This is a genomic window from Arenimonas sp. SCN 70-307 (assembly GCF_001724815.1).
Taxonomy (GTDB): domain Bacteria; phylum Pseudomonadota; class Gammaproteobacteria; order Xanthomonadales; family Xanthomonadaceae; genus Arenimonas.
This window is the reverse complement of record NZ_MEDO01000005.1, coordinates 65,823-85,975: the sequence shown is the minus strand read 5'-3', so window position 1 is coordinate 85,975 and position 20,153 is coordinate 65,823. Positions and strand designations below refer to the sequence as shown.

General features: G+C 63.4%; 15 protein-coding genes. 11 read left to right on the top strand and 4 right to left on the bottom strand.

Annotation, left to right across the window (positions count from 1 at the left end):
• Window positions 1-10: 10 nt before the first annotated feature.
• The 4 genes from ABS41_RS03450 to ABS41_RS03435 form a co-directional block, all read right to left on the bottom strand.
• Window positions 11-478, bottom strand: a complete 468-nt coding sequence (locus tag ABS41_RS03450) for a hypothetical protein (RefSeq protein ID WP_290590593.1) — start codon at window positions 476-478, stop codon at window positions 11-13.
• Window positions 475-1,638, bottom strand: a complete 1,164-nt coding sequence (locus ABS41_RS03445) for a Fic family protein (RefSeq protein WP_290590590.1) — start codon at window positions 1,636-1,638, stop codon at window positions 475-477. The genes ABS41_RS03450 and ABS41_RS03445 overlap by 4 nt, the downstream gene beginning before the upstream one ends.
• Window positions 1,639-1,743: 105 nt before the next feature.
• Window positions 1,744-5,262, bottom strand: coding sequence for a helicase-related protein (locus ABS41_RS03440; protein WP_290590587.1), 3,519 nt, complete (start codon window positions 5,260-5,262; stop codon window positions 1,744-1,746).
• Complete coding sequence (locus tag ABS41_RS03435) at window positions 5,259-6,257, bottom strand: hypothetical protein (RefSeq protein ID WP_290590584.1); 999 nt, start codon at window positions 6,255-6,257, stop codon at window positions 5,259-5,261. The genes ABS41_RS03440 and ABS41_RS03435 overlap by 4 nt, the downstream gene beginning before the upstream one ends.
• Before the next feature lie 429 nt (window positions 6,258-6,686).
• On the opposite strand from ABS41_RS03435, the gene ABS41_RS03430 reads away from it, so the two are divergent.
• From ABS41_RS03430 to ABS41_RS03380, 11 genes are all read left to right on the top strand, one after another.
• A complete protein-coding gene (locus ABS41_RS03430; RefSeq protein WP_290590581.1) occupies window positions 6,687-7,205 on the top strand; it encodes a TnsA endonuclease N-terminal domain-containing protein in 519 nt (172 codons plus the stop codon).
• Entirely contained in the window at window positions 7,195-8,961 is a 1,767-nt protein-coding gene (locus ABS41_RS03425; protein ID WP_290590578.1) for a Mu transposase C-terminal domain-containing protein, read from the top strand. Before ABS41_RS03430 ends, ABS41_RS03425 begins: the two co-directional genes overlap by 11 nt.
• A gap of 11 nt (window positions 8,962-8,972) precedes the next feature.
• Window positions 8,973-9,950 (top strand): TniB family NTP-binding protein, encoded by a 978-nt coding sequence (locus tag ABS41_RS03420; RefSeq protein WP_290590575.1) that lies wholly within the window; start codon window positions 8,973-8,975, stop codon window positions 9,948-9,950.
• 43 nt (window positions 9,951-9,993) lie between these two features.
• The gene (locus ABS41_RS03415) at window positions 9,994-11,085 is read left to right on the top strand and encodes a TniQ family protein (RefSeq protein WP_290590572.1); all 1,092 of its coding nucleotides are present in this window, start codon (window positions 9,994-9,996) and stop codon (window positions 11,083-11,085) included.
• The gene (locus tag ABS41_RS03410; protein ID WP_290590569.1) at window positions 11,072-11,326 is read left to right on the top strand and encodes a BPSL0761 family protein; all 255 of its coding nucleotides are present in this window, start codon (window positions 11,072-11,074) and stop codon (window positions 11,324-11,326) included. Before ABS41_RS03415 ends, ABS41_RS03410 begins: the two co-directional genes overlap by 14 nt.
• Window positions 11,327-11,383: 57 nt before the next feature.
• The gene (locus ABS41_RS03405) at window positions 11,384-11,671 is read left to right on the top strand and encodes a hypothetical protein (protein WP_290590566.1); all 288 of its coding nucleotides are present in this window, start codon (window positions 11,384-11,386) and stop codon (window positions 11,669-11,671) included.
• Window positions 11,668-12,093: a Y4oB family protein gene (locus tag ABS41_RS13760; protein ID WP_343123823.1), complete on the top strand. Its 426-nt coding sequence runs from the start codon at window positions 11,668-11,670 to the stop codon at window positions 12,091-12,093. The genes ABS41_RS03405 and ABS41_RS13760 overlap by 4 nt, the downstream gene beginning before the upstream one ends.
• Window positions 12,094-12,254: 161 nt before the next feature.
• Window positions 12,255-14,741: a hypothetical protein gene (locus ABS41_RS03395; RefSeq protein WP_290590563.1), complete on the top strand. Its 2,487-nt coding sequence runs from the start codon at window positions 12,255-12,257 to the stop codon at window positions 14,739-14,741.
• Between the two features lie 101 nt (window positions 14,742-14,842).
• Window positions 14,843-15,496 carry a hypothetical protein gene (locus tag ABS41_RS03390; RefSeq protein WP_290590560.1) on the top strand — a complete coding sequence of 218 codons (654 nt, stop codon included), beginning with the start codon at window positions 14,843-14,845 and terminating at the stop codon, window positions 15,494-15,496.
• Between the two features lie 78 nt (window positions 15,497-15,574).
• Entirely contained in the window at window positions 15,575-16,207 is a 633-nt protein-coding gene (locus tag ABS41_RS03385; RefSeq protein ID WP_290590557.1) for a hypothetical protein, read from the top strand.
• 259 nt (window positions 16,208-16,466) lie between these two features.
• Window positions 16,467-19,988, top strand: coding sequence for an indolepyruvate ferredoxin oxidoreductase family protein (locus ABS41_RS03380; protein ID WP_290590554.1), 3,522 nt, complete (start codon window positions 16,467-16,469; stop codon window positions 19,986-19,988).
• Window positions 19,989-20,153 lie beyond the last annotated feature (165 nt).

The window sequence follows — 20,153 nt, the reverse complement described above, 5'->3', positions numbered from 1 at the left end:
GTGAGGCCGCTCAAGCGCTAGCTTGGGTTGGGCGCAGTGAGCCAAAGATGGCCATGTTCAGAAAATAGTCCATCTCGCTCTTGGCGAGCCCTTCCATTTCCCTATGAGAAATTTTCTCGAGGAATTCCCGACAGTGATCCCGGAGCCAGTCCATGGACAGGCTGCTGATGACTGCCGTTCGCTGGGTTGAGTTCGCGCCTTCGATGGCACAGACAAGGTAATTCTCCCCGCGGATCAGGATGCGTGCCGAGATGTGGAAGTCCTGGACGCCCTGTGCATAGAAGGCGTTGTAGAACGCGATATCCAACCAGCCCGCTCCCGTCTTCTTCGGAACCACCCTCTCAATCCGGATCGGCGAGAAGTAAGGGCTAAAGCCGGTGGTGTAGCCCGGGAGCATCTGCCAGCCGTACCACCTACCGGGGCTCAGGATGAACCGCCCGTCCGCATCTACAGAGGGGTAGACCGTCGGCTCGATCACTTGGCCACCACCTGTGCCGTGGCGAAGCCAGGCCATAGCTGGTTCTTGGCATCGAGATGCATCAGGTTGAGTTCGTACAACCCCCTAAGATCGCGCTGGCGAGTCTTGTCCGTCTTCTTGAGATAGAACGCCTGGTATCGAGGGTCTGCACGCAACACCGTCAACGGCATCGGACGGCCGTACTCCATCACGTGCTTCACGATGGCGTACTGGCGCTGGTTGATCTCCTTGGCGTCCACATGCTGGCGCACCACCGCCTCGAACAGCAGCATGTTCACCATCTCGTTGACGCGGTCGTGCAGCCGGTCGATGACGACCCTCAGCCCTTCGAGATGGAAATGGACGAAGGGGGTATTCGGGTTGCCGGCGTGCTTTTCGGCGCCCTTGCGGCATTGGTTGAACAGGGCGAAGTACTGGTGGATCTGCTCCTGGTAGTACTTGGCCAGGGCAAACGGGGCGTACTTGTAGCCGGCGTGCCGCAGCAGCGTGGCCTCGAGGACGCGGCCCACGCGACCATTGCCATCCCAGAAGGGGTGGATGAGCTCGTAGTAGAGGTGGACCAGGGGGGCGCGAATCAGCGGCGACACCTTGGCGTCGACCAACTGCTGGTGCCACTCGACCAGACCCTCCATCAGCCGATGGATGTCCCGCCCAAACTGGGGCGGCTTGTAGGTCCCGCCATGGTCGGCATCGCCGACCACCGTGGGCCGCTCCTTGGGGTTGTCGCGGAACAGGCCTGGCCGGTTGTCCGCGTGGGCCAGGTCGCGGCAGATCTCGGCGTGGACGGCTTTGACGTAGTCCACGGAGAGGCGCCAGGCGGGATCCTCCGAGGAGCGCACCGCCAGCTCGTAGGCCGCCTTGATGTTCCGGACCCGGATCTCCTGCTCGGCCTGGACCGTGGCGGGGTCCAGGTCCAGGGCCCTGCCGGTCTCTTCCTCGGTGAGGTTGGCGCCCTCGATGGTGTTGGTGCCGAAGACGGACTGGACCAGCACCTCGCGCTGCAGCCGGTTGGCCACGGAGGCCAGGGGCGAGGTGCTGAACCGGTGCCAGGCGTCCTCCGCCCGGACCAGAGGGACGGCCACCGCCTCTTGGTCGACCCCGACCTGGAAGGTGAAGGGGCCGAATCGCTCGGTTTCGATGCGGAGGACGGGGGTGGTCATTCGGGGATTATGGGCCTCTATATGTCCACTTTCAAACGCACAATGTTCGCTTTATAAACAATGCTTTAGCGCCTTCTTGAGAGGCGCTTTGTCCCACAAAATGTCCTAGACTTCGGCCCTGGCCTTCGCCAGAAGGGCGCCCAGGTCCAGATTGACGCTGGCCACGGCCCACCCCGGTTCGGTGTCAAACGGACGGGAGAGGTAGTACGGGCCCTCCGCCTGGCCGGCCTCGTCCACCAGGACGATGGCCAGCAGGAACTGGTCGGGCTTGTTGAGGGCGGTGATGATCTCGTTCCGGGTCACCGTCAGGGTGGTGGCGCCCTTGGCCCGGCCCTTCACCTCGATCAGGCGGGCGTCCTGGAGCACGCCCCCCGCCGTCGGGGCATGGGAGGTGATGTCCCAGCCGCACTTTTCCGCGGACACGTCCTTAGTGACATGGCCCAGGGCTGCCTCGGCGGCGATGACGGCCTCCATGGCAATGCGCTCGATACGGGCCCGGGCCTCGGCATCCGCGGCAAACAGGCCCGGATCGCCACCTTGCTTGGCGAACAGGCCGGCTGGGACCACCAGCGCGCCGCCCACGATGACCGGGGTGGCCGGGACCAGGTGGCGCATGGCCTCCAGCTCTCGCTCGCGCTCCTGCAGACGCGCCGTCAGCTCCTCCGACCTCCGCCGGAGCTGGTCCGGCTGCATCCGTGGCTGTCTGCCTGCTTTGACCTCGGCCTCGAGTTCGATGACGCGGTGGTTCAGGTAATTGATCTCCTTCACCAGCCGCTTGCGCACCGCCTCGTGGATCTTGTCCGTCTGGGCCAGCCGGCGCGTGCGCACCTCTTCGAAGTGCTCGGGAACGATCGCGCTGGAGGCGTAGGCCAGGGCCTTGGCCTCGATGCCTGACTTGAGCCAGGGCTGGTCCAGCAGGGACGACACGGCTGCCACCTGGTCCTTGCCCAGGGGCACCAGATCAAGGTGCGGGGCCCAGCCTGCGAAGTGTGTTTCGCCACTGGGCGACACCGAGACGAACTGCAGGCGCCGAGAGACAATCTTGGCGTCGTCGGCCGCCCCTTCCTTCACACTGTGGTCGATGAGCAGCAGCAGCCGGGGCTCGGTGCCGTCATCCGAAGGGTCGAGCAGTACGGCGCCCTGCTTGAGCCGGGAGCGCTGGTTCTCCAGCATCAGGTCCAGTACGGAGCCCATGAGCGGATGAGCCGGATGGATCAGGTCGGCCAGCGGCTTGCCATCCACGCGCACGTCCTTCTTCTCGAAGCAGATGCGGTGATACGCACGCAGGACGGGGGTCCGGGTCTCGCCGATGGTCCGGTCGCGCTCCCGGATGATGCTGGGTACATGGGGGATCTCGAAACGTCCCGTTTCCCGCTGCCTGGCTTCGCCGCCGAGGCGTTCCAGCGCCTCCAGGAAGAAGGACCGGATGAAGTGAGGCTGGAGCTTCCTGGCCTCGGCCTTGTCCATTTCTTCCTTGATCGCGTAGAGATTCTCCAGCGACATGTGGTTGTCGACCAGCGCGTTACGCTTGAAGATCTCCTTCAGCTTCTCGGTGTCGAAAGTGTTGTCGATGACCTCGTTGAGCCTGGCCTTGACCTCGGGGCTCTCGCCATAGCGGATAGCTTCGACGAGCAGGTCTTTCAGGGATTGGTTGTCGAAGGCCTCGCCCAGGACATCGAACACCCGCCCGCCCAACGCCTGCTTCTCGATCTCGATCTTCTCGAAAAGACGGCGGAACACATCGCCCTCGCGGGTCTCGCTGGCCACCAGGTTCCACAGGTGGCAGACCTCGCGCTGGCCGATTCGATGGATTCGGCCGAAACGCTGCTCGATGCGGTTGGGGTTCCAGGGAAGGTCGTAATTGACCATGAGGTTGGCGTTTTGCAGGTTCACGCCTTCGCCCGCGGCATCGGTGGCCACCAGGACGAGAACCTCCTTGTTCTGGCGGAACTCCTCCTGGGTCTTGCGCCGCTCGTCGCGGTTGGTGCCGCCGTGGATGGTGACCACCGCAGCCGGGTTCCCCAACATGTCGCCGATCTTGGCCTGCAAGTAGTTCAGCGTGTCGCGGTACTCGGTGAAGATGATGATCTTCCGGCGATTCCCCTGGGCATCCCGCATCTCGGGCTGATCCTGGAGAATCTGGGACAGCTGCTTCCACTTCTGGTCTTTCTTGGAAGCAACAACGCCCGCCGCCTCCTGTTCGAGGGACTTCAGGGCGAAGATCTCGGCCTCGAGCTCCTGGATCGTCTCGGCGGCGGTCGCCTGGTCCACGACCTGCTCGGAGAAGTTCTCATAGTCCTCCGGGCTCAGCGCATCCTCCGACTCATCGATGTTGTCGGGAACATCCATAACGACGGGGCGATAGGTGGTCAGCGTCTGGCCGACACGATTGCCCCGGGCAATGATCTTCATCTCCTCCAGACGGTCCTCGAGGCGCTTCTTTCTGCGCTTGAGCGACTGGAAGATGGCCTCGGGGCTGGATGCCAGGCGCCGCTGAAGCTGGGTCAGGGCGAACCCGACGTTGCCCTTCTTCTTTTGGTCGTCCAGCTTGTCCGCACGGTTCATCTCGTTGCGGACGTAGTCGGTCACGTGGGCGTACAGGGACGCCTCAAGGTCTGACAGCTCGTAGTTGGCTGTGTAGGCCCGGCGCTCGGGAAACAGGCGAGTGCCGTCGAACTTCAGCAGCTCTTCCTTGACCATGCGGCGCATCAGGTCGGTGACGTCGACCTTGTGGGCGCCTTCCCGGAATTTTCCGTAGAACCGATCGCTGTCGATCAGCGACAGGAAGAGCTGGAAGTCTTCTTCCTTGCCGTTGTGCGGCGTGGCGGTCATCAGCAGGAAGTGCCGAGTAATCGAGCCCAGCAGCTTGCCCAGCTTGAAGCGGAGCGTTTCGTTGACCTGGTTGCCGAAGTAATTGGCCGAGAGCTTGTGGGCCTCGTCGACGACGATCAGGTCCCAGTGGGTGCTCTTGAGCTTCTCCTGAAGGTCCTCGCTGCGGGACAGCTGGTCCAGTCGTGCGATCACCCGGTCGTTCTCGTCGAAGTAGTTGCCGCTGGCCGACGACTCCTGCTTTTCCTTGCTGAAGATGTCGAACTTGAGTCCGAACTTCTCCCAAAGCTCGTCCTGCCACTGGCCGGACAGGGAGCCCGGGGAGACGATCAGGATCCGGTGGGCATCCGAGCGCATGATCAGCTCGCGGATCAGCAGGCCCGCCATGATGGTCTTGCCGGCGCCCGGGTCGTCCGCCAGCACGAAGCGCAAGGGCTGGCGGGGCAGCATGGCCTCGTAGACGGCCGAAATCTGGTGGGGGAGCGGCTCCACGTCCGAGGTATGGACCGCCATCATCGGGTCGAACAGATGGGCCAGCTTGATGCGGTAGGCCTCGGTAGCGAGCTTGAATTCCTCCGCCGGCGCATCGAACGCCCAGGGACGACCTACGGTGGCGGCGCTCAGCGAGGCCTCGTGGGACCGGAACAGCATCTGCTCGCCGAACCGGCCGTCAGACCGCCGGAAATAGATGGTCAGTGCATCGGGTCCAACGTGATCCGCCGAAACGACAGTAACGGGCCCGGAGGGGTCGATACCGGAAATCTGGGCCCCGGCCTTCACGTCCTCTAGCTTCAAAACTCTTCCCCTTCAGTGCTGCTGGTCGGGGCCACTCGCGGCTCCCGACTGCTCCCGTCCAACTGTGCCCCGTCTTGGGATGACGCGCTATCCCGACGAATTCGGCCTTTCGCGTCGAGAGCTTCGTAGTCCTTGATGAGTATCGGCCTTGACCACCGTTCAAGCGCGAGCGGGCCAAACTTGGCGTCGATGAACCCGGCGCAAGCCGAGAGCCACAACTTTATGTGGGGCCGAAGCGCCTTGGCCGGCAGGCCCGGGAAAGCTTTGCGCTCGGCCGTCTCAAGGAATGAGAGCAGCCGTACGGCGCATCGCTTCAGCTGCACGATGTCTCCGAACAAGGTCGCTTCGGCCACGTAGCCGGCCAGCAGGTCGAGATGTTCTGGCCCCAGACGCTTCAAGGGGTCGACCGGGCGGGCGCTGGGGTTCCGGGTGGTATCGGGCGATAGCCCATGCGGTATGGGCCACGCGCGAGTCGGGCGGTAGTCGACGTGGACGTCGATCGACCGCATGAACCCCAATCCCTCGAGGATCCCGCTCATTTGCCGGTGAAGCTCGAGGGCCTGGTAGTCAGCCGTGTGCCAGAGCCCCCAAACCGGCCTGTGGTACCAGGCCGTGGCCTTCGGGCAGGCGGCCCGGGTCGCTTCGATAAGGTCGACAGGAAGCTGGACGTAGGAGTGCCCCTCCCTCTCAGCCCTGGCCCGTCCCGGCCAGTCCCTTGGCGCCAGCCTGGTCTCGACCCGCACCGCGGCGGCCGTTGGGTTGAATCCCTTGTCCCGGACGTTCTGGAGCGTTCTCAGGCGCGCTCCCCGGCTGGACAGCGCTTCTCGGGCCCAGTCCGGGATCTGAGGGAGCACGAATCGCCTATGCAGGCCCGCGAAGGAGACCTCGCTGCTGTTGGCCGCCAGGTCGTCCTCATTGAGGCCCATTTCCTCAATAAGCACGGCGTACCACGTCTGGGCGCGGAGAGTTTGGGACGACTTTTCCAGAGGGTTCATGGTGGAAACCAATCTACCCGATCTGGTTACCCCTTGGTTTCCGCTTCAACCCCCTGAATCATTTCAGGAACAGGGCCAGGATTCGGGCTCCTGAAAAACCAGGGTTACGGTGGTTCCAACCGAGCGTTTGGAGCCCGCGCACCCACCGGGACTGGCGCAAGGCCGGTGCCGGACGCGCGGCTTTGCCGTTCGCCCAGGCCCATGGCACGACGAAAGAGGAGAGCAGATGCAGCAAAAAAACTGAGCCCCAGAAACGCAAAAGCCCGACCACTGCAATGGCCGGGCTTCGCGAATCTTTGAGCTGTCAGATTAGGTCCCTGACGCCCGAAGCTTCGCATCCCGACCGGACGCCGTCAACTCAGATCGGCGCCCGCAGGGGACCTGCGTGTCTGGAAAACCATTTCCTACAAGACACAGGAGCTTCAACCCATGTTTGTTCATCGAAATGCGCCGCCGGACAACCCGCCGGCCGCTCGAGTCATCGCACCCTCCGACCCTGCCGTCGTCCTTTCGGCTCGCTGGGCGGAGCGCACCATCCCCGTTTCCAAGGGATGCAACATCCGCGGCTACCACCCTGTTCGTGAAGGTCACGGAGCCATCGCCTTCGAATCCCTGATCGAGCGCGACACGATCACGCTTCTCGCCTCCGTGTCCCAGGTGAAGCGAATCGTCTCCCAGCCGGTGACGATCTCTTACCTCTACCAGAAGCGCGCCTACCGCTACACGCCCGACTTCATGGTGGAGTGGCATGAGGTTCCCGCGATCTGGGCCGACCGCGGATTTGCCAAGCGCTGCTTCATCGAGTGCAAGCCCCACGAGAAGCTCGAGTCCCTCGGGTCCACGCTGATGCGATCGGAGGCCGCGATCCTGGCCTTGGCGATGGGGCCGCGAGTCCTCGTGACGCGCCGTGAACTGGAAGCGTGGGGGAGGATCCGCCATGGGCATTGAGCTCAAGATTGGGGAGGAGTACCTCCACAAAGGTGGCCGCGTCACCCTCGTCACCGTTACCGACTCCACGGCTTTCCTCAGGCCGAACGGATCGATGCACATCTATCCGGCAGAGGTTACGGACCTGGCGCCGGTTCCTACCGCGGAGGAGCTGCTGCATCCGACGATGTCGTATGACATCCAGTCTTGGGGTCGCGCCAATCAATTGGCGGAGGCGATTGCGCTTGGCCTCAGCCAGGACACTGCCATGGCCGACCTGGCGTCGGTTATTGCGGAGACTTTCCAGGTGTCCCAGCGCCAGGCGCACAGGTACATCGCCAAGTTCCGCGAGAACAGCAGCCCGCTGGCGCTGCTTCCCGAGAAGCCGGGTCCCAAGGTCGGGTTGCGGCGAGTTGAGAGGGAGCGGGAGGCCATCATCTCCAACGAGATCGATTCCGAGTACCTGAGACGAGAGAAGCCGAGCTTCGAGCACCTCTATGAGTGCATCTCAACCGCCTGTCGAGGCGCCGGGCTCAAGCCTCCTTGCAAGAACACCGTTCGGAAGCGAATCAACAGCATCACAGCTCAGCTCAGGACGAGCAGGCGAGAAGGAGCGAAGCGCGCCAAGGAGATGCACGTCGCTGCACCAGGCTATGCCCCGGCCGACTACCCGCTTCACCGCGTGGAGATCGACCACACGCTTTGCGATGTGATCCTGGTTGCCGATACGCCGGCGCGTGAGGTCTTGGGTCGCCCCTGGCTGACCCTGGCCATCGACGTCTTCACCCGAATGGTAGTCGGCCTGCATCTCTCCTACGAGCGGCCTTCGTCTGCCAGCGTGGCGATGTGCCTGGCCAACGCGATCCTTCCCAAGGACGCTTGGCTTGCCAACAACGGCGTGGCTGGCGAATGGCCCTGTCAGGGGCTCATGAAGGAAATCTGGGTGGACAACGCCATGGAGTTTCGAGCCGTAGCGCTTCGGCGTGGCTGTGAGCAGTACATGACCAAGCTTCAGTATCGTCCCGTTGGGTCGCCTGAGATGGGCGCCACCATCGAGCGATTGATCGGCACGATGATGGGACGTGTCCACCTCATCCCGGGGACGACCCAGAGCAACACCGTCAAGAAGGGGGAGTACGACGCGCAGGCATCGGCATGCATGACGCTTCGGGAGTTCACCACTTGGCTGACGGAGCAGATCGTGACCAAGTACCACCTTGGCCACCACAAGGGCATCAACAAGATGCCGTTGGCTGCCTGGAATGAGTACTTCGGCGAGAAGGGCCCGGCTTTCAAGGGCACGCAGCTCGAAGTCCTTGGCGCCTTCCTGCCCGCAGTGGAGCGGAAGCTTCGCAGGGTTGGCGTCGAGTTCAAAGGCGGCCACTACTGGAGCGAGCGGTTCACTCCGTGGATCGGCGACGACCGTGACGTGGTGGTGCACTACCACCCCCTGGATGCTTCGGTCGTTTACGTCCGCCTGCCGTCGAACGAGTTGGCTGTCGCCGAATGCAGCTCCCGCACCTCGCGGAAGGGGCTGACCTTCGATGACGTCCGGAGGCGCGGATCGCTGGAGCGCGCGCCTGCTCGTGATCCCCGTGTCCTCCAGAGGCGGGATGAGTCGCACACCCGGACCCTGGCTCTCCTGAAGGAGTCCCAGGAGAGGACTGCAGCGGCGCGCGCTAACCCGCCCGATCAGCCCAAGCAGCAGGAGCTCGTTCCCGCCGCCCATAGCCCCTCGCCGCGCATCGCGAAGACCCTCGCCGTCCGCCTCAACTAAGGAATATCACAATGACCACTGATGCTTGCTTCAACGAAACGGCCACGTCCATCCACGAGGAATCCAACAAGGATTCGATGCAGGGCCGTTCTTATCCGCACCTGGATCCCTCGATTCAGGCCCTTGCGGATGGCTTGAACGAGGATCGCGCGAAGCGGATCCTCTCGGACATCACCGTGTACCACCCCAACTTCCTTGGCCTGCTCAATGAAGCGGAGTGGATGGTTCGGGAGCCGCGCCGCAGCCGGGCCCGGGGAATCTTCGTTTCGGCGAATCCGGGGATGGGGAAGACACTCCTCGCAAAGGAGCTTGCCCTCAAGTTCCCGTTGCGAAACCAATCCGGAGGCCGCGAACAGGGCTCTGCAAAGTGCGCGGTGCAGATTTCCATGTCCGGCGCACGCCAGACCAAGGCCATCCTGAACCGGATTCTCGAAGCCACCGGAGCGCCGATCAGCAAGTCTGTGACGGTGGGGGATCAGGAGATTGCCGTTGCGGCCCACCTGCGTAGGTTGAACTGTGGGGTGCTCATCCTGGACGAAATGCAGGACCTCGGCGGCGCCCGCGTCGGCGAGCAAGTCCGTGTGCTCGAGGTCATCAAGTACTTGATGAACGAGCTCAGCCTGCCCGTCGTTGCGTTGGGGACGGAGTCCGCTACCACCCCGTTCAAGTCGGACCCCCATTTGGCAGCACGGTTCGAGGTGCTCTCTTTGCCTATGTGGGAGGTCGGAGACGACCTTGCGGACTTCCTCAGGACGTTCGAGCAGTTCCTGCCGCTGAAGGAAGCCAGTGACTTGGGCAAGGAGTCCATGCAGCAGCTTCTTGTGAAGAAGTCGGGGGGCATCACGGATGGTGTCCTCAAGTGCGTCCGGCGGGCCGCGCTGTGGGCGATCGTTGAAGGCGGCGAAAAGATCACGATGGAGCTGATCAAGCGCTCGAGCTTCATGCCGGATGTGGCGAGCCTGCTGGGAGACATGGCCGATGCTGCTTGATTCCCGCAATGCGTGCGATTCCGTCGTCTTGCGAGCTGACCCCATGCAGGAGCACGAAACCATCTCCTCCTTCCTTGACCGCGTCGGAGCCTCCTACGGCATGAGCAGGCTCGACCTGTTCAAGCGGCTCGATTCCAGCTGGGACTGGGATCGTAGGGCGGCCGACGTCGATCGGAACTTCCCTAAGAACCTAAACACCGCGCTCGGATCGGCACTGGGCATGGAGCAGCCGGCCGTCCCGTTCGACTTCCAGAGCGTTCCCGGAGATTACCTGGCCGCATCCTGGCGGACGGAGTACTGCCCGTCCTGCTTCTACGAAGACCTTCTGGCCTCCAGGCCTCCCCACTTCAGGTGGCAGTGGGCCTCCGAGATAGCGACCTGCTGCCATATTCATGGGACCCCGCTCCTTCGTTGGAGGCGAACCAGAAAGTGCGGCGAGCGGGTGCTCCCGGTCTCCTGGGCCGCAAGCCCGTCGCCCGAGGCTATCGAGGAATGCACTTGGCTAGCCTCCGACCTGGAGCTGGTGAGGCAGGCCACGGAAGGGTCCCGGGCCGACGCAGCCATGACGCGCCTGGTCATGGCGTTCGAGCGCGGGTTCCTGAAGTTCCGTGTAGACGAGGCCAGTGGGCGCCGTGAGTGCGTCGTTGCCTGGCCTGAGTTGGTTGAGCGCATTCGCGCGCTCGGCGCGAGCATGGAGGAGGGCGCCGCCCTGCCCTTGGCGGCTCGGGTGCTCCCAGCGGAGTCCGGGCTGTTTGGGCTGCCCCAGAGGATGCCGAAGCACGGCAGGTCCCGCGGGAGAATCCAGGTCATAACCGACCCATCCTCGGTCGCCTGGCGGCGAACGTTGAACTGGTTTGTCGCAAGAACGCTGCTCGGCCAGGGTGGCAGCCGGCTGGCCCGCGATTTGGACGGGGAGGCTTGGCTGGAGACCGTCGGACAGGCGACGGCGCATCCGGAACTGCGGGACCGTCTAAACAGGGCATCAAGGCTCCTGACGACGGCCGCGAAACAGCCCGCAGGAGGACGCCTCAGGGAACGCGAGCCGGACCAGCTTTCCCGAGCCCAATTCCAGGCGGCGTGGGGCGATGCTGGATCTGCCACCGAACCTAACGGGGGCGTTCATGACCACGCCTGATGAACGCACGCGAGCCCTCGTTCAGGCCGGCGCATTCCTGAAGGAGCTGCGAGCTGACCGCACGCTGCCCGAGTCCATCCGGACAGAGGCACATCGACTGCTTCGGCACTACCCGTCAATCGGCGACGTACGAAGCATAGCCGTGGCGATTGCAGAGCAACCATGGCTGCCGCTGCTTTCCATCGAGCAGGATCCCGACTGGCTACGCGGCTACCGGCACGGCGCCCACAAAGACGGTTAGCCGGTGCCCTCGGCCGCGCCCAGGCGGCCACCACCGACTCTCAATCAAGGAATACCTATGGACGTGAACGAGGCCGTAGTGGCCTTCTCCCTCTATTACGCCACCGGCGAGGGGGTGACCCTCTTCGTAGTGATCGGATCAAGCGTCAACCACGCAGAGAAAGTGTTCAGGGACAAGGTCCCCGATTACTACCACCCCGGCCTTACCACGTTCAGGTGGGACGATCCTTCTCCGGACTTCGTGGAGGTGAAGCGCTACATCCCGCAGCCAGTGCTTGAGTTGCTCGCGAAGAACCCGAGGGGAACAACGGAACATTTCTCGCACATGCACTACAACCTGTCATGACAACCGATTCGGCTTGGTCAACAGACCGCCGCCACCTCGCTGGACCTGCCCTTCGCGCCTTCTTCAGGATCGCGAGAAAGTGGGACCTATCTGCGGACGAGGAGCGGTGCCTTCTCGGCGTGCCGGCTCGCTCTACATACTATCGCTGGAGACGCGAGCACCGCGGTCGCCTCTCCAGCGATGCCATGGAGCGAATCAGCTGTGTCATAGGCATATATGGCGCGCTTCACACCATATTCCAAGACGGCAAGCAGGCGGACAGTTGGATTAAGCGGCCAAACGCTGCCGCGCTCTTCTCTGGGCAGACCGCGCTTCATTTAATGATGGGAGGCCAAGTGACTGGCCTTCGCGCTGTCCGCCTATATCTGGATGGACAGGTAGAGCCCGATTCCCCGCTCCAGCCCGATGCAAGGTGTAGCTGAAAGCACCTGGCTAGATCCGTAACTTAGGTACGAAAAATTCTCGGTTTTTGCCCTTCGCCGTATCGCATTCGGCTCGAGGTTCTCGACAGTGTTGCGAAGCATGGAGTGCCGTGACAGTTTAGGGCTTCTCTGCTTGTCCGATTTGGGGAACGCATGGCTGCTTGGCTGTCAAACTTGCGACGTTGCCGCATTACGTGAAGTCGGGACACGCCACCATCGTAGGCGCTCCTCCGGTGCTTTCCCCCGGCGACATCGTCGCAGGTCTCGGATCCGCACCGCGAGATTTTCTTTGCGCGTGCCTGGCACTGTTTGACGACAGCACGCTTCAGCGACGTATCAACACACTTATCGATAAGTGGAAATCAAATCGCACATCAAGCAAAGAAGTTGCTGAGTCCGAAGCGGCGGCCGCCGTCAAGTGCAGTCTGGACACGTGGCGCGAATCTAAGCTGACGGACGACGAGCTGCGTGTTCTTTTGTGGATGTATCTCCGCGAGGCGCTCGAACTTCCACCACTCACGTTCGCGTCTTTGCGCGCTGCTGACACGGCTGCGGACGATCTGGTAGCAAGGGCACTGCACTCCATCCAACCGGGGCGCGCCGCAAAGCTAGCGGAGATGTATGGGCTGAAGGAGCCTCGCGACCTCCCTACCACCCTAGACTCGCTTGCACGAAAGACGATGGAGGAACTGATGTCGTCTTTCCTGCAGGCGACCGACGCCGAGTCTAAGCAGGCGAGAGAGGACCTTCTATCCGAAACCCGCGCCCGTCTTTCGCAGCTCCCTGCAGAGGATCGACAGCGCCTGATGGGTGCAGTAGGCAGCGACGAGCTGAATGATGCCGCGCTACGAAAGATCCTGATTACGGGTGGTGGCTTGGGTGCGTTCGGCGCAAGTGTCGGCTTGGCGGGTTTTTCCGCCTACATCCTTGCCGCCCAAGCGTCTGCCTTCATTCCGCTGGTGAGCGGACCCGCCCTGGTGTCGGTCGTAGCAGTCCTTTCCAATCCAATTACTATTGTCGCTGCGACAGTCGGCATGGGTTGGTGGGCCACACGCTCAGCCAACCAGCAAGTGCGCAGCGGGATAGCGATAAGGGTCGTGTCACTGCTGGCCCTAAATGGCTTGGATGCGGGTTTTGCGGGTACGCGAGCCATGCCAGATGCGTTTTCCGCGCTCAAGACTATGCGCGAGTCCGGAGGGCTGCCCCCAGAGGTCCTCGCCAGCTATCGGGCCGACTGGAAGCTGATCGAACCCGTGCGCAGAAGGGCGTCGAATCTTGATCCTCGAGTGGCAGGTCTCTTCGAGCGTCCGATTAGCATTGACCAAAGCTCGGACAGGTTGCGCGGGCTGGTGGACGACCGGCGCCGGGAACGGCGCGAGGATGTCGTGCTTGCGGGGCTCACGCTCGGGGACATCCTATACAGCGCGTGGAGCCTGAACCCCATGGTCTTGGGTGCAGCCGATTTCTCACGGGTTGAGGATTTGGATGACCCCATCGCATTCTCGGCCTTCGCTCACAAGATCGAAGTGATGCACTCTGACGCAGCGACTGGAGCCATAAGCAACCTGAAGGGATACGTCGCGGAGCGGGTTGTTGCAGCACAGTTGATGGAGCAAGGTCATGTCGTCGAGTTTCCCGAGACGTCCAACCAGGCTGGTTGGGATATCTCGGTGGATGGAACGAAGTACCAGGTGAAAGATGTCGGCGACCTTTCTTCGCTCAAGAATCATTTTGATCGCGGATATGACTATCCGGTGATCGCAAATTCGGAGCTTGCCGGTCAGCTGTCGGAGCGCTACGGAGACTCGCCGCCGGAGTGGACGAACCAAATCCACTTCGTGGAGGGCTACAGTAACAACGTCGTGGAGCACGTAAGCCGATCATCGATCGAGGCTGGTGACGACATGTTGCATCCGGACGTTCCGCTTTTTGTAATGGCCCTGAGCGGAATCCGGAATCTCGAGCGCGTCAACAGAAACGAGATCACGGGAACCCAGGCGCTGCAGGAGGTCCTGCTTGATGGCGGAACTCGGGCAGGCTTGGCTGTCGCCGGAAACTATGCCGGCGTAGGAGTTGGGTTGCTTGTTTTTGGCCCTGCGGGCGCGCTGGTATTGGGTGCGGTCGTGCCTATCCTGACCCAGCGACAATCCGGGGCGATCAAGAGCGCAATGGACGGCCTGATTAAAGACAAGACCTATCTCGTGTGGGAAGCGAGCGCCCGAGCTGCACTATCTCGGCTGATCGAGAAGGCAGACGATTTGCTGAGAGAGAAGAGTGCGCTCCTGAAGGCAAGACAACCCGAGGCTACGCCAGCCGCAATCAGCAGCTATATCAATGGGCGGATCGACGACGAGATTGCGTTCCTTCGCGAAGCATGGTGCCGCTTGAAGAGCATCCGGGATGACAAGAGTTCGTCCGTAGAGATATCTACGCAGCGGACGATATCTTGGCTAAGCACAAGCACGCTGTTCCCGCACACTTACCAGGCAGAACTCAAGGATCTTTCCACCCTTTTCCAATCCAGACCGTCGACGGCAGATCGTGTAACCGTCGCACTTAGCGACGTAACCGAAAAGACTGTTGCGGCGACAAAGAAGGCGCGGGAATCGATCGGGGAATGGTTGTCGACGAAGCTTAGGAAGGAATGAGTCTTGTGAATGTCTGATCTATCTAGATTCTGCGTTTGAGTGGGGTCGATATGAGCCGAATTCTTGTTCCAACGTCGGGACCGAGCGACTGGCGGAGACTCTTGGCTGATCCGGAGAAGCACTGGGTCAGAGGCAGGTCTGCGTTTGAGACCGCTGTTTCCTGGGAACATGCCCAGAAGACGAGCCGCGGGATTCCTGTCGAGATTGCTGCAGCACTGGACGAGCATGCCGACTTGGCCGGTGCACGGCTGCTTTTTGCGATACCAGAGCATAAGGTCAAACTTGTGGGGCCCGGAAAGGCTTCGCAGACTGACGTCTGGGCGCTCTTGAGATCCGGGGATGGCCTGGTCTCGATGGCTGTTGAGGGAAAGGCTGGTGAATCCTTCGCGTCAACAGTCGGCGAGTGGCTGAAGGAGGCTTCTGACGCCAAGAAGGTTCGCTTGGAGTATCTATGTCAGGTCCTGCAAATTAGCCATCCGCCTGCCCTCACATTGAGGTACCAGCTATTTCACCGCACGGCATCAGCACTGATAGAGGCTGATCGCTTTGGTGCAGATCATGCGGTGATGGTAGTGCAGTCTTTCCAGGAGGACCCGCACTCTTGGGATGACTTCAGCGCCTTCTGCCGAGTGCTCGGTGCAACCCCGCAGCCCGGCAGGCTATCGGAACTTCCCCGTGCGTCTGGCCCCAGACTGTACTTGGGCTGGGTGTCGTGCCAAGCCGGCTCGGATGACGTAGTGGCCGGCGTGGTTTGAGGCAAGAATTGGCGTGATTCTACGCTCCTTCATTCTTATGACATGCGTCGTTAAGACGTTTAACCAGCAGGCCAGCTTGTGAATGCTTCCCTCGGTCATTTTCTGCATCGATCAGAGGAGTTGGCCGATTACCTGGAGCAGGCGTTTGGCCTTCCGCCGTTTGAGGGACAAGCTCGTTTCCGGGTGACCACCATCGCCGGCTCCTTGGCACTTGAGCACGGGGAAGGGGTGCGAGGCCTCCTTGCGATGGGGCTCGGTGTCCCCGCCGCAGTGCTGCTGCGGGCACAGTACGAAGCTGTCCTGCGGTCCGTCTGGATCTGCTACGTAGCCAAGGATGATCAGATTCAATTGCTCGAGCAGGTTCTGTCCGCCGAGGCCGAGCAGGGGGCGAAAGGACTGCCCCAGGCCAACGACATGCTGATGGGCATCGAGCGTGCCGCTCCCGCTGCGGCCTCGCAGTCGCTCAAGAGTTTCCGGACCCATTCCTGGTCAGCCCTCAACTCCTTCGTTCACTCGGGCGTCCACGCCATCAGCCGCCACCGGGACGGCCTACCCCTGGAGCTGGCTGAGGGCGCCCTTCGGAGCTCGAACGGCCTCTGCCTCCTGGCCGCCATGCAGTGCGCCGTTGCCACGGGGAGCAAGGACCTGGTGCATAGGGTCGGCATCGCCCAACGGACGTTTGAGGACTGCCTCTCGCCGCTGGACGGGTAGCTGGATCCCTTCACGCCCCTGAACCGGGCGGGAGTTGGCCAGGCAAGCTCCTGGCCGCCTTCCCGTCTGATGCCGGGATCAGGAAGGGCCGGGCTACCCGCCAAAACCGGGTTTTGACATCGACTAGTGACCACGGCGGGGTCTTGACCGGGGATGACACCATCTAGTGAACCCCGACAGGCGCCGCGGGTCACGGGGTCGGCCCACCCCCGGCTGCTATAATTCCGAGTCTTTGCTCCAGCCCCGGAACGCCGCCGCCATGTCCGCCATCCCCCACACCCTGGTTCCGCTCGACCGCGAGTACGACCTCGAGTCCAAGTACACCCGCGAGGAGGGCCGGATCTACCTGTCCGGCGTGCAGGCGCTGGTGCGCCTGCCGCTGATGCAGCAGATGCGCGACCGCGCCGCCGGCGCCAACACCGCCGGCTTCATTTCCGGCTACCGCGGCTCGCCGCTGGGCGGCTTCGACCTCGAGCTGTGGCGCGCGCGCAAGCACCTCAAGGCCAGCGGCATCGAGTTCACCCCGGGCCTGAACGAGGACCTGGGCGCGACCATGGTCTGGGGCTCGCAGCAGACCAACCTGTTCCCGGGCGCGAAGTACGACGGCGTGTTTTCGATGTGGTACGGCAAGGGCCCGGGCGTGGACCGCTGCGGCGACGTGTTCAAGCACGGCAACGCCGCCGGCACCTCGGCGATGGGCGGCGTGCTGGCGCTGGCGGCCGACGACCACGCCTGCCGCTCGTCCACGCTGCCGCACGGCAGCGAAGGCGAGTTCGAGAGCGCGATGATGCCGGTGCTCAACCCGGCCGGCGTGCAGGACATCCTCGACATGGGCCTGCTGGGCTGGGCCATGAGCCGCTACACGGGCCGCTGGATCGGCTTCAAGACGATCGCGGAGACCGTGGAATCCTCGGCCTCGGTGAACGTCAACCCGCACCAGCTCGACATCATCCTGCCGGGCGATTTCGAGCTGCCGCCGGGCGGCCTCAACATCCGCTGGCCGGACCCGCCGCTGGACCAGGAAATGCGCCTGCACCAGTACGCGGTGAAGGCCGCACAGGCCTTCGCCCGCGCCAACCACATCGACAAGGTGGTGATCGATTCGCCCAAGGCGCGCCTGGGCATCGTCACCACCGGCAAGAGCTACCTCGACGTGCTGCAGGCGCTCGAGTACCTGGGCATCGACCGCAAGGTGGCCGAGGACATCGGCATCCGCGTCTACAAGGTGGGCATGACCTGGCCGCTGGAGCCGCTGGGCATCCGCGAGTTCGCGCGCGGGCTGGAGGACATCATCGTCGTCGAGGAGAAGCGCAGCTTCGTCGAGCGGCAGATGAAGGAGTACATGTACAACTGGGAGCACGGCGCCCGCCCGTCCATCGTCGGCAAGTACGACGAGCAGGAGAACTGGGTGCTGCCGAGCACCAACGAGCTGACCCCGGCGCGCATCGCCCGGGTCATCGCCGCGCGCGTGCAGCGCTTCTTCCAGTCCGAGGCGATGGACAACCGCCTCAAGTGGATCGCCGCCAAGGAGAAGGAGCTGGCCGCGCCGCGCGCCAACTTCCCGCGCGTGCCGCACTACTGCTCGGGCTGCCCGCACAACAGCTCCACCGTGGTGCCGGAAGGCTCGCGCGCGCTGGGCGGCATCGGTTGCCACTACATGGTGACCTGGATGGACCGCAAGACCGACACCTTCACCCACATGGGCGGCGAAGGCGTCACCTGGAGCGGCCAGGCGCCGTTCACCGAGGAAAAGCACGTCTTCCAGAACCTGGGCGACGGCACCTACTTCCACTCGGGTTCGCTGGCCATCCGCCAGTCGATCGCCGCCAAGGTGAACATCACCTACAAGATCCTCTACAACGACGCCGTGGCCATGACCGGCGGCCAGCCGGTGGACGGCACGCTCACCGTGCCCGACATCGCCCACCAGGTGCGCAGCGAGGGCGTGCAGACCATCGTCGTGCTCAGCGACGACATCGGGAAGTGGTCGGACAAGTCGATCTTCCCGAACGGCGTGGAGTTCTACGACCGCAGCGAGCTCGACGCGCAGCAGAAGCGCCTGCGCGAGGTGCCGGGCACCACGGTCATCATCTACGACCAGACCTGCGCGGCCGAGAAGCGCCGCCGCCGCAAGCGCGGCAAGATGCCGGACCCGGCCAAGCGCACGGCCATCAACTCGCTGGTCTGCGAGGGCTGCGGCGACTGCGGCGTGAAGTCGAACTGCGTTTCCGTGCTGCCCAAGGAAACCGAGTACGGCCGCAAGCGCGAGATCGACCAGAGCAACTGCAACAAGGACTTCAGCTGCGTGAAGGGCTTCTGCCCGAGCTTCGTCACCATCAAGGGCGGCGGGCTGCGCAAGCGCAAGGGCACGGGCAACAAGGAGCTGCTGGCCAACCTGCCCGAGCCGCAGTTCCGCTCCAACCTCGACCAGCCCTGGAACATCCTGATCACCGGCGTCGGCGGCACCGGCGTGGTGACCATCGGTGCCCTGCTGGGCATGGCCGCGCACCTCGAGCACAAGGGCGCGAGCGTGCTCGACCAGACCGGCCTGGCCCAGAAGGGCGGCGCGGTGACCACGCACGTGCGCGTGGCGAAGTCGCCGGCCGACATCCACGCCGTGCGCATCGCCGCCGGCGAGGCCGACCTGGTGCTGGGCTGCGACATGGTGGTGGTGAACGACTACTGGGCGCTGTCGAAGATCCGCGCCGACCGCACCGAGGTCGTCATCAACGACTACCAGGCCATGCCGGGTCCGTTCACCCGCATGCCGGACATGCAGTTCCCGGCGGCCGGCATCATCGAGGCCATCCGCACCGCGCTGGGCGGCCGCGAGCCGCTGCAGGTGGCGGCCACCGAGATCGCCACGGCGCTGATGGGCGACGCCATCGCCACCAACCTGTTCATGCTGGGCGTGGCCTGGCAGCGCGGCCTGGTGCCGGTGTCGTTCGAGGCGCTGATGCGCGCGGTCGAGCTCAACGGCGCGGCCATCGAGATGAACAAGACGGCGTTTGCCTGGGGTCGCCTGGCGGCCATCAACCCGCAGGCGGTGCTCGAGGCCGCGGGCCTGGCCGAGGCGCCGGCCACCGACGTCATCGCCCTGCCGCTCGACGACGAGCGCCTGAGCACCTCGCTCGACGAGATGATCGAGCGCCGCGTGAAGTTCCTCACCGACTACCAGGACAAGGCCTACGCCGGCCGCTACGTGGCGCTGGTGGACAAGGTGCGCCAGGCCGAGGCCCGCAAGGCCCCGGGCTCGACCAGGCTCACCGAGGCCGTGGCCCGCTACTACTTCAAGCTCATGGCCTACAAGGACGAGTTCGAGGTGGCGCGCCTGTACACCTCGGGCGAGTTCAAGCGCCGCATCGAGCAGCAGTTCGAGGGCGACTACAAGATCCACTTCAACCTGGCCCCGCCGCTGTTCGCCAAGCGCGACGCCGACGGCCACCTGGTGAAGAAGGAGTTCGGGCCGTGGATGTTCACGGCGTTCAAGCTGCTGGCGAAGCTGAAGGGCCTGCGCGGCACCGCCTTCGACCTCTTCGGCAAGACCGAAGAGCGCCGCATGGAGCGCCAGCTGATCGCCGATTACGCCAGGCAGGTGGACGCGCTGCTCGAGCGCCTCGACGGCGACAACGTGGCCCTGGCCACCGAGATCGCCTCGGTCCCGGAACACATCCGCGGCTACGGCCACGTCAAGGAAGCGCACTTCGCCAAGGCCAAGGCCCGCGAAGCCGAGCTGCTTGCCCGCTGGCACAACCCCGAGACCACCCGCTCCGCTGCCTGAGCAAAGAACGGGGTCCAAAGAACGGGGTCCAAAGAACGGGGTCAGGTTCACTTCCGGCTTGAGCATGGAAGTGAACCTGACCCCGTTTCTTTTTTGCCGGGTTGACGCTGGCTTGCGGCCGGTGGTTTGCTGCGGCCAGCCCCCGCATGCCGCGCCGCGGCCAAG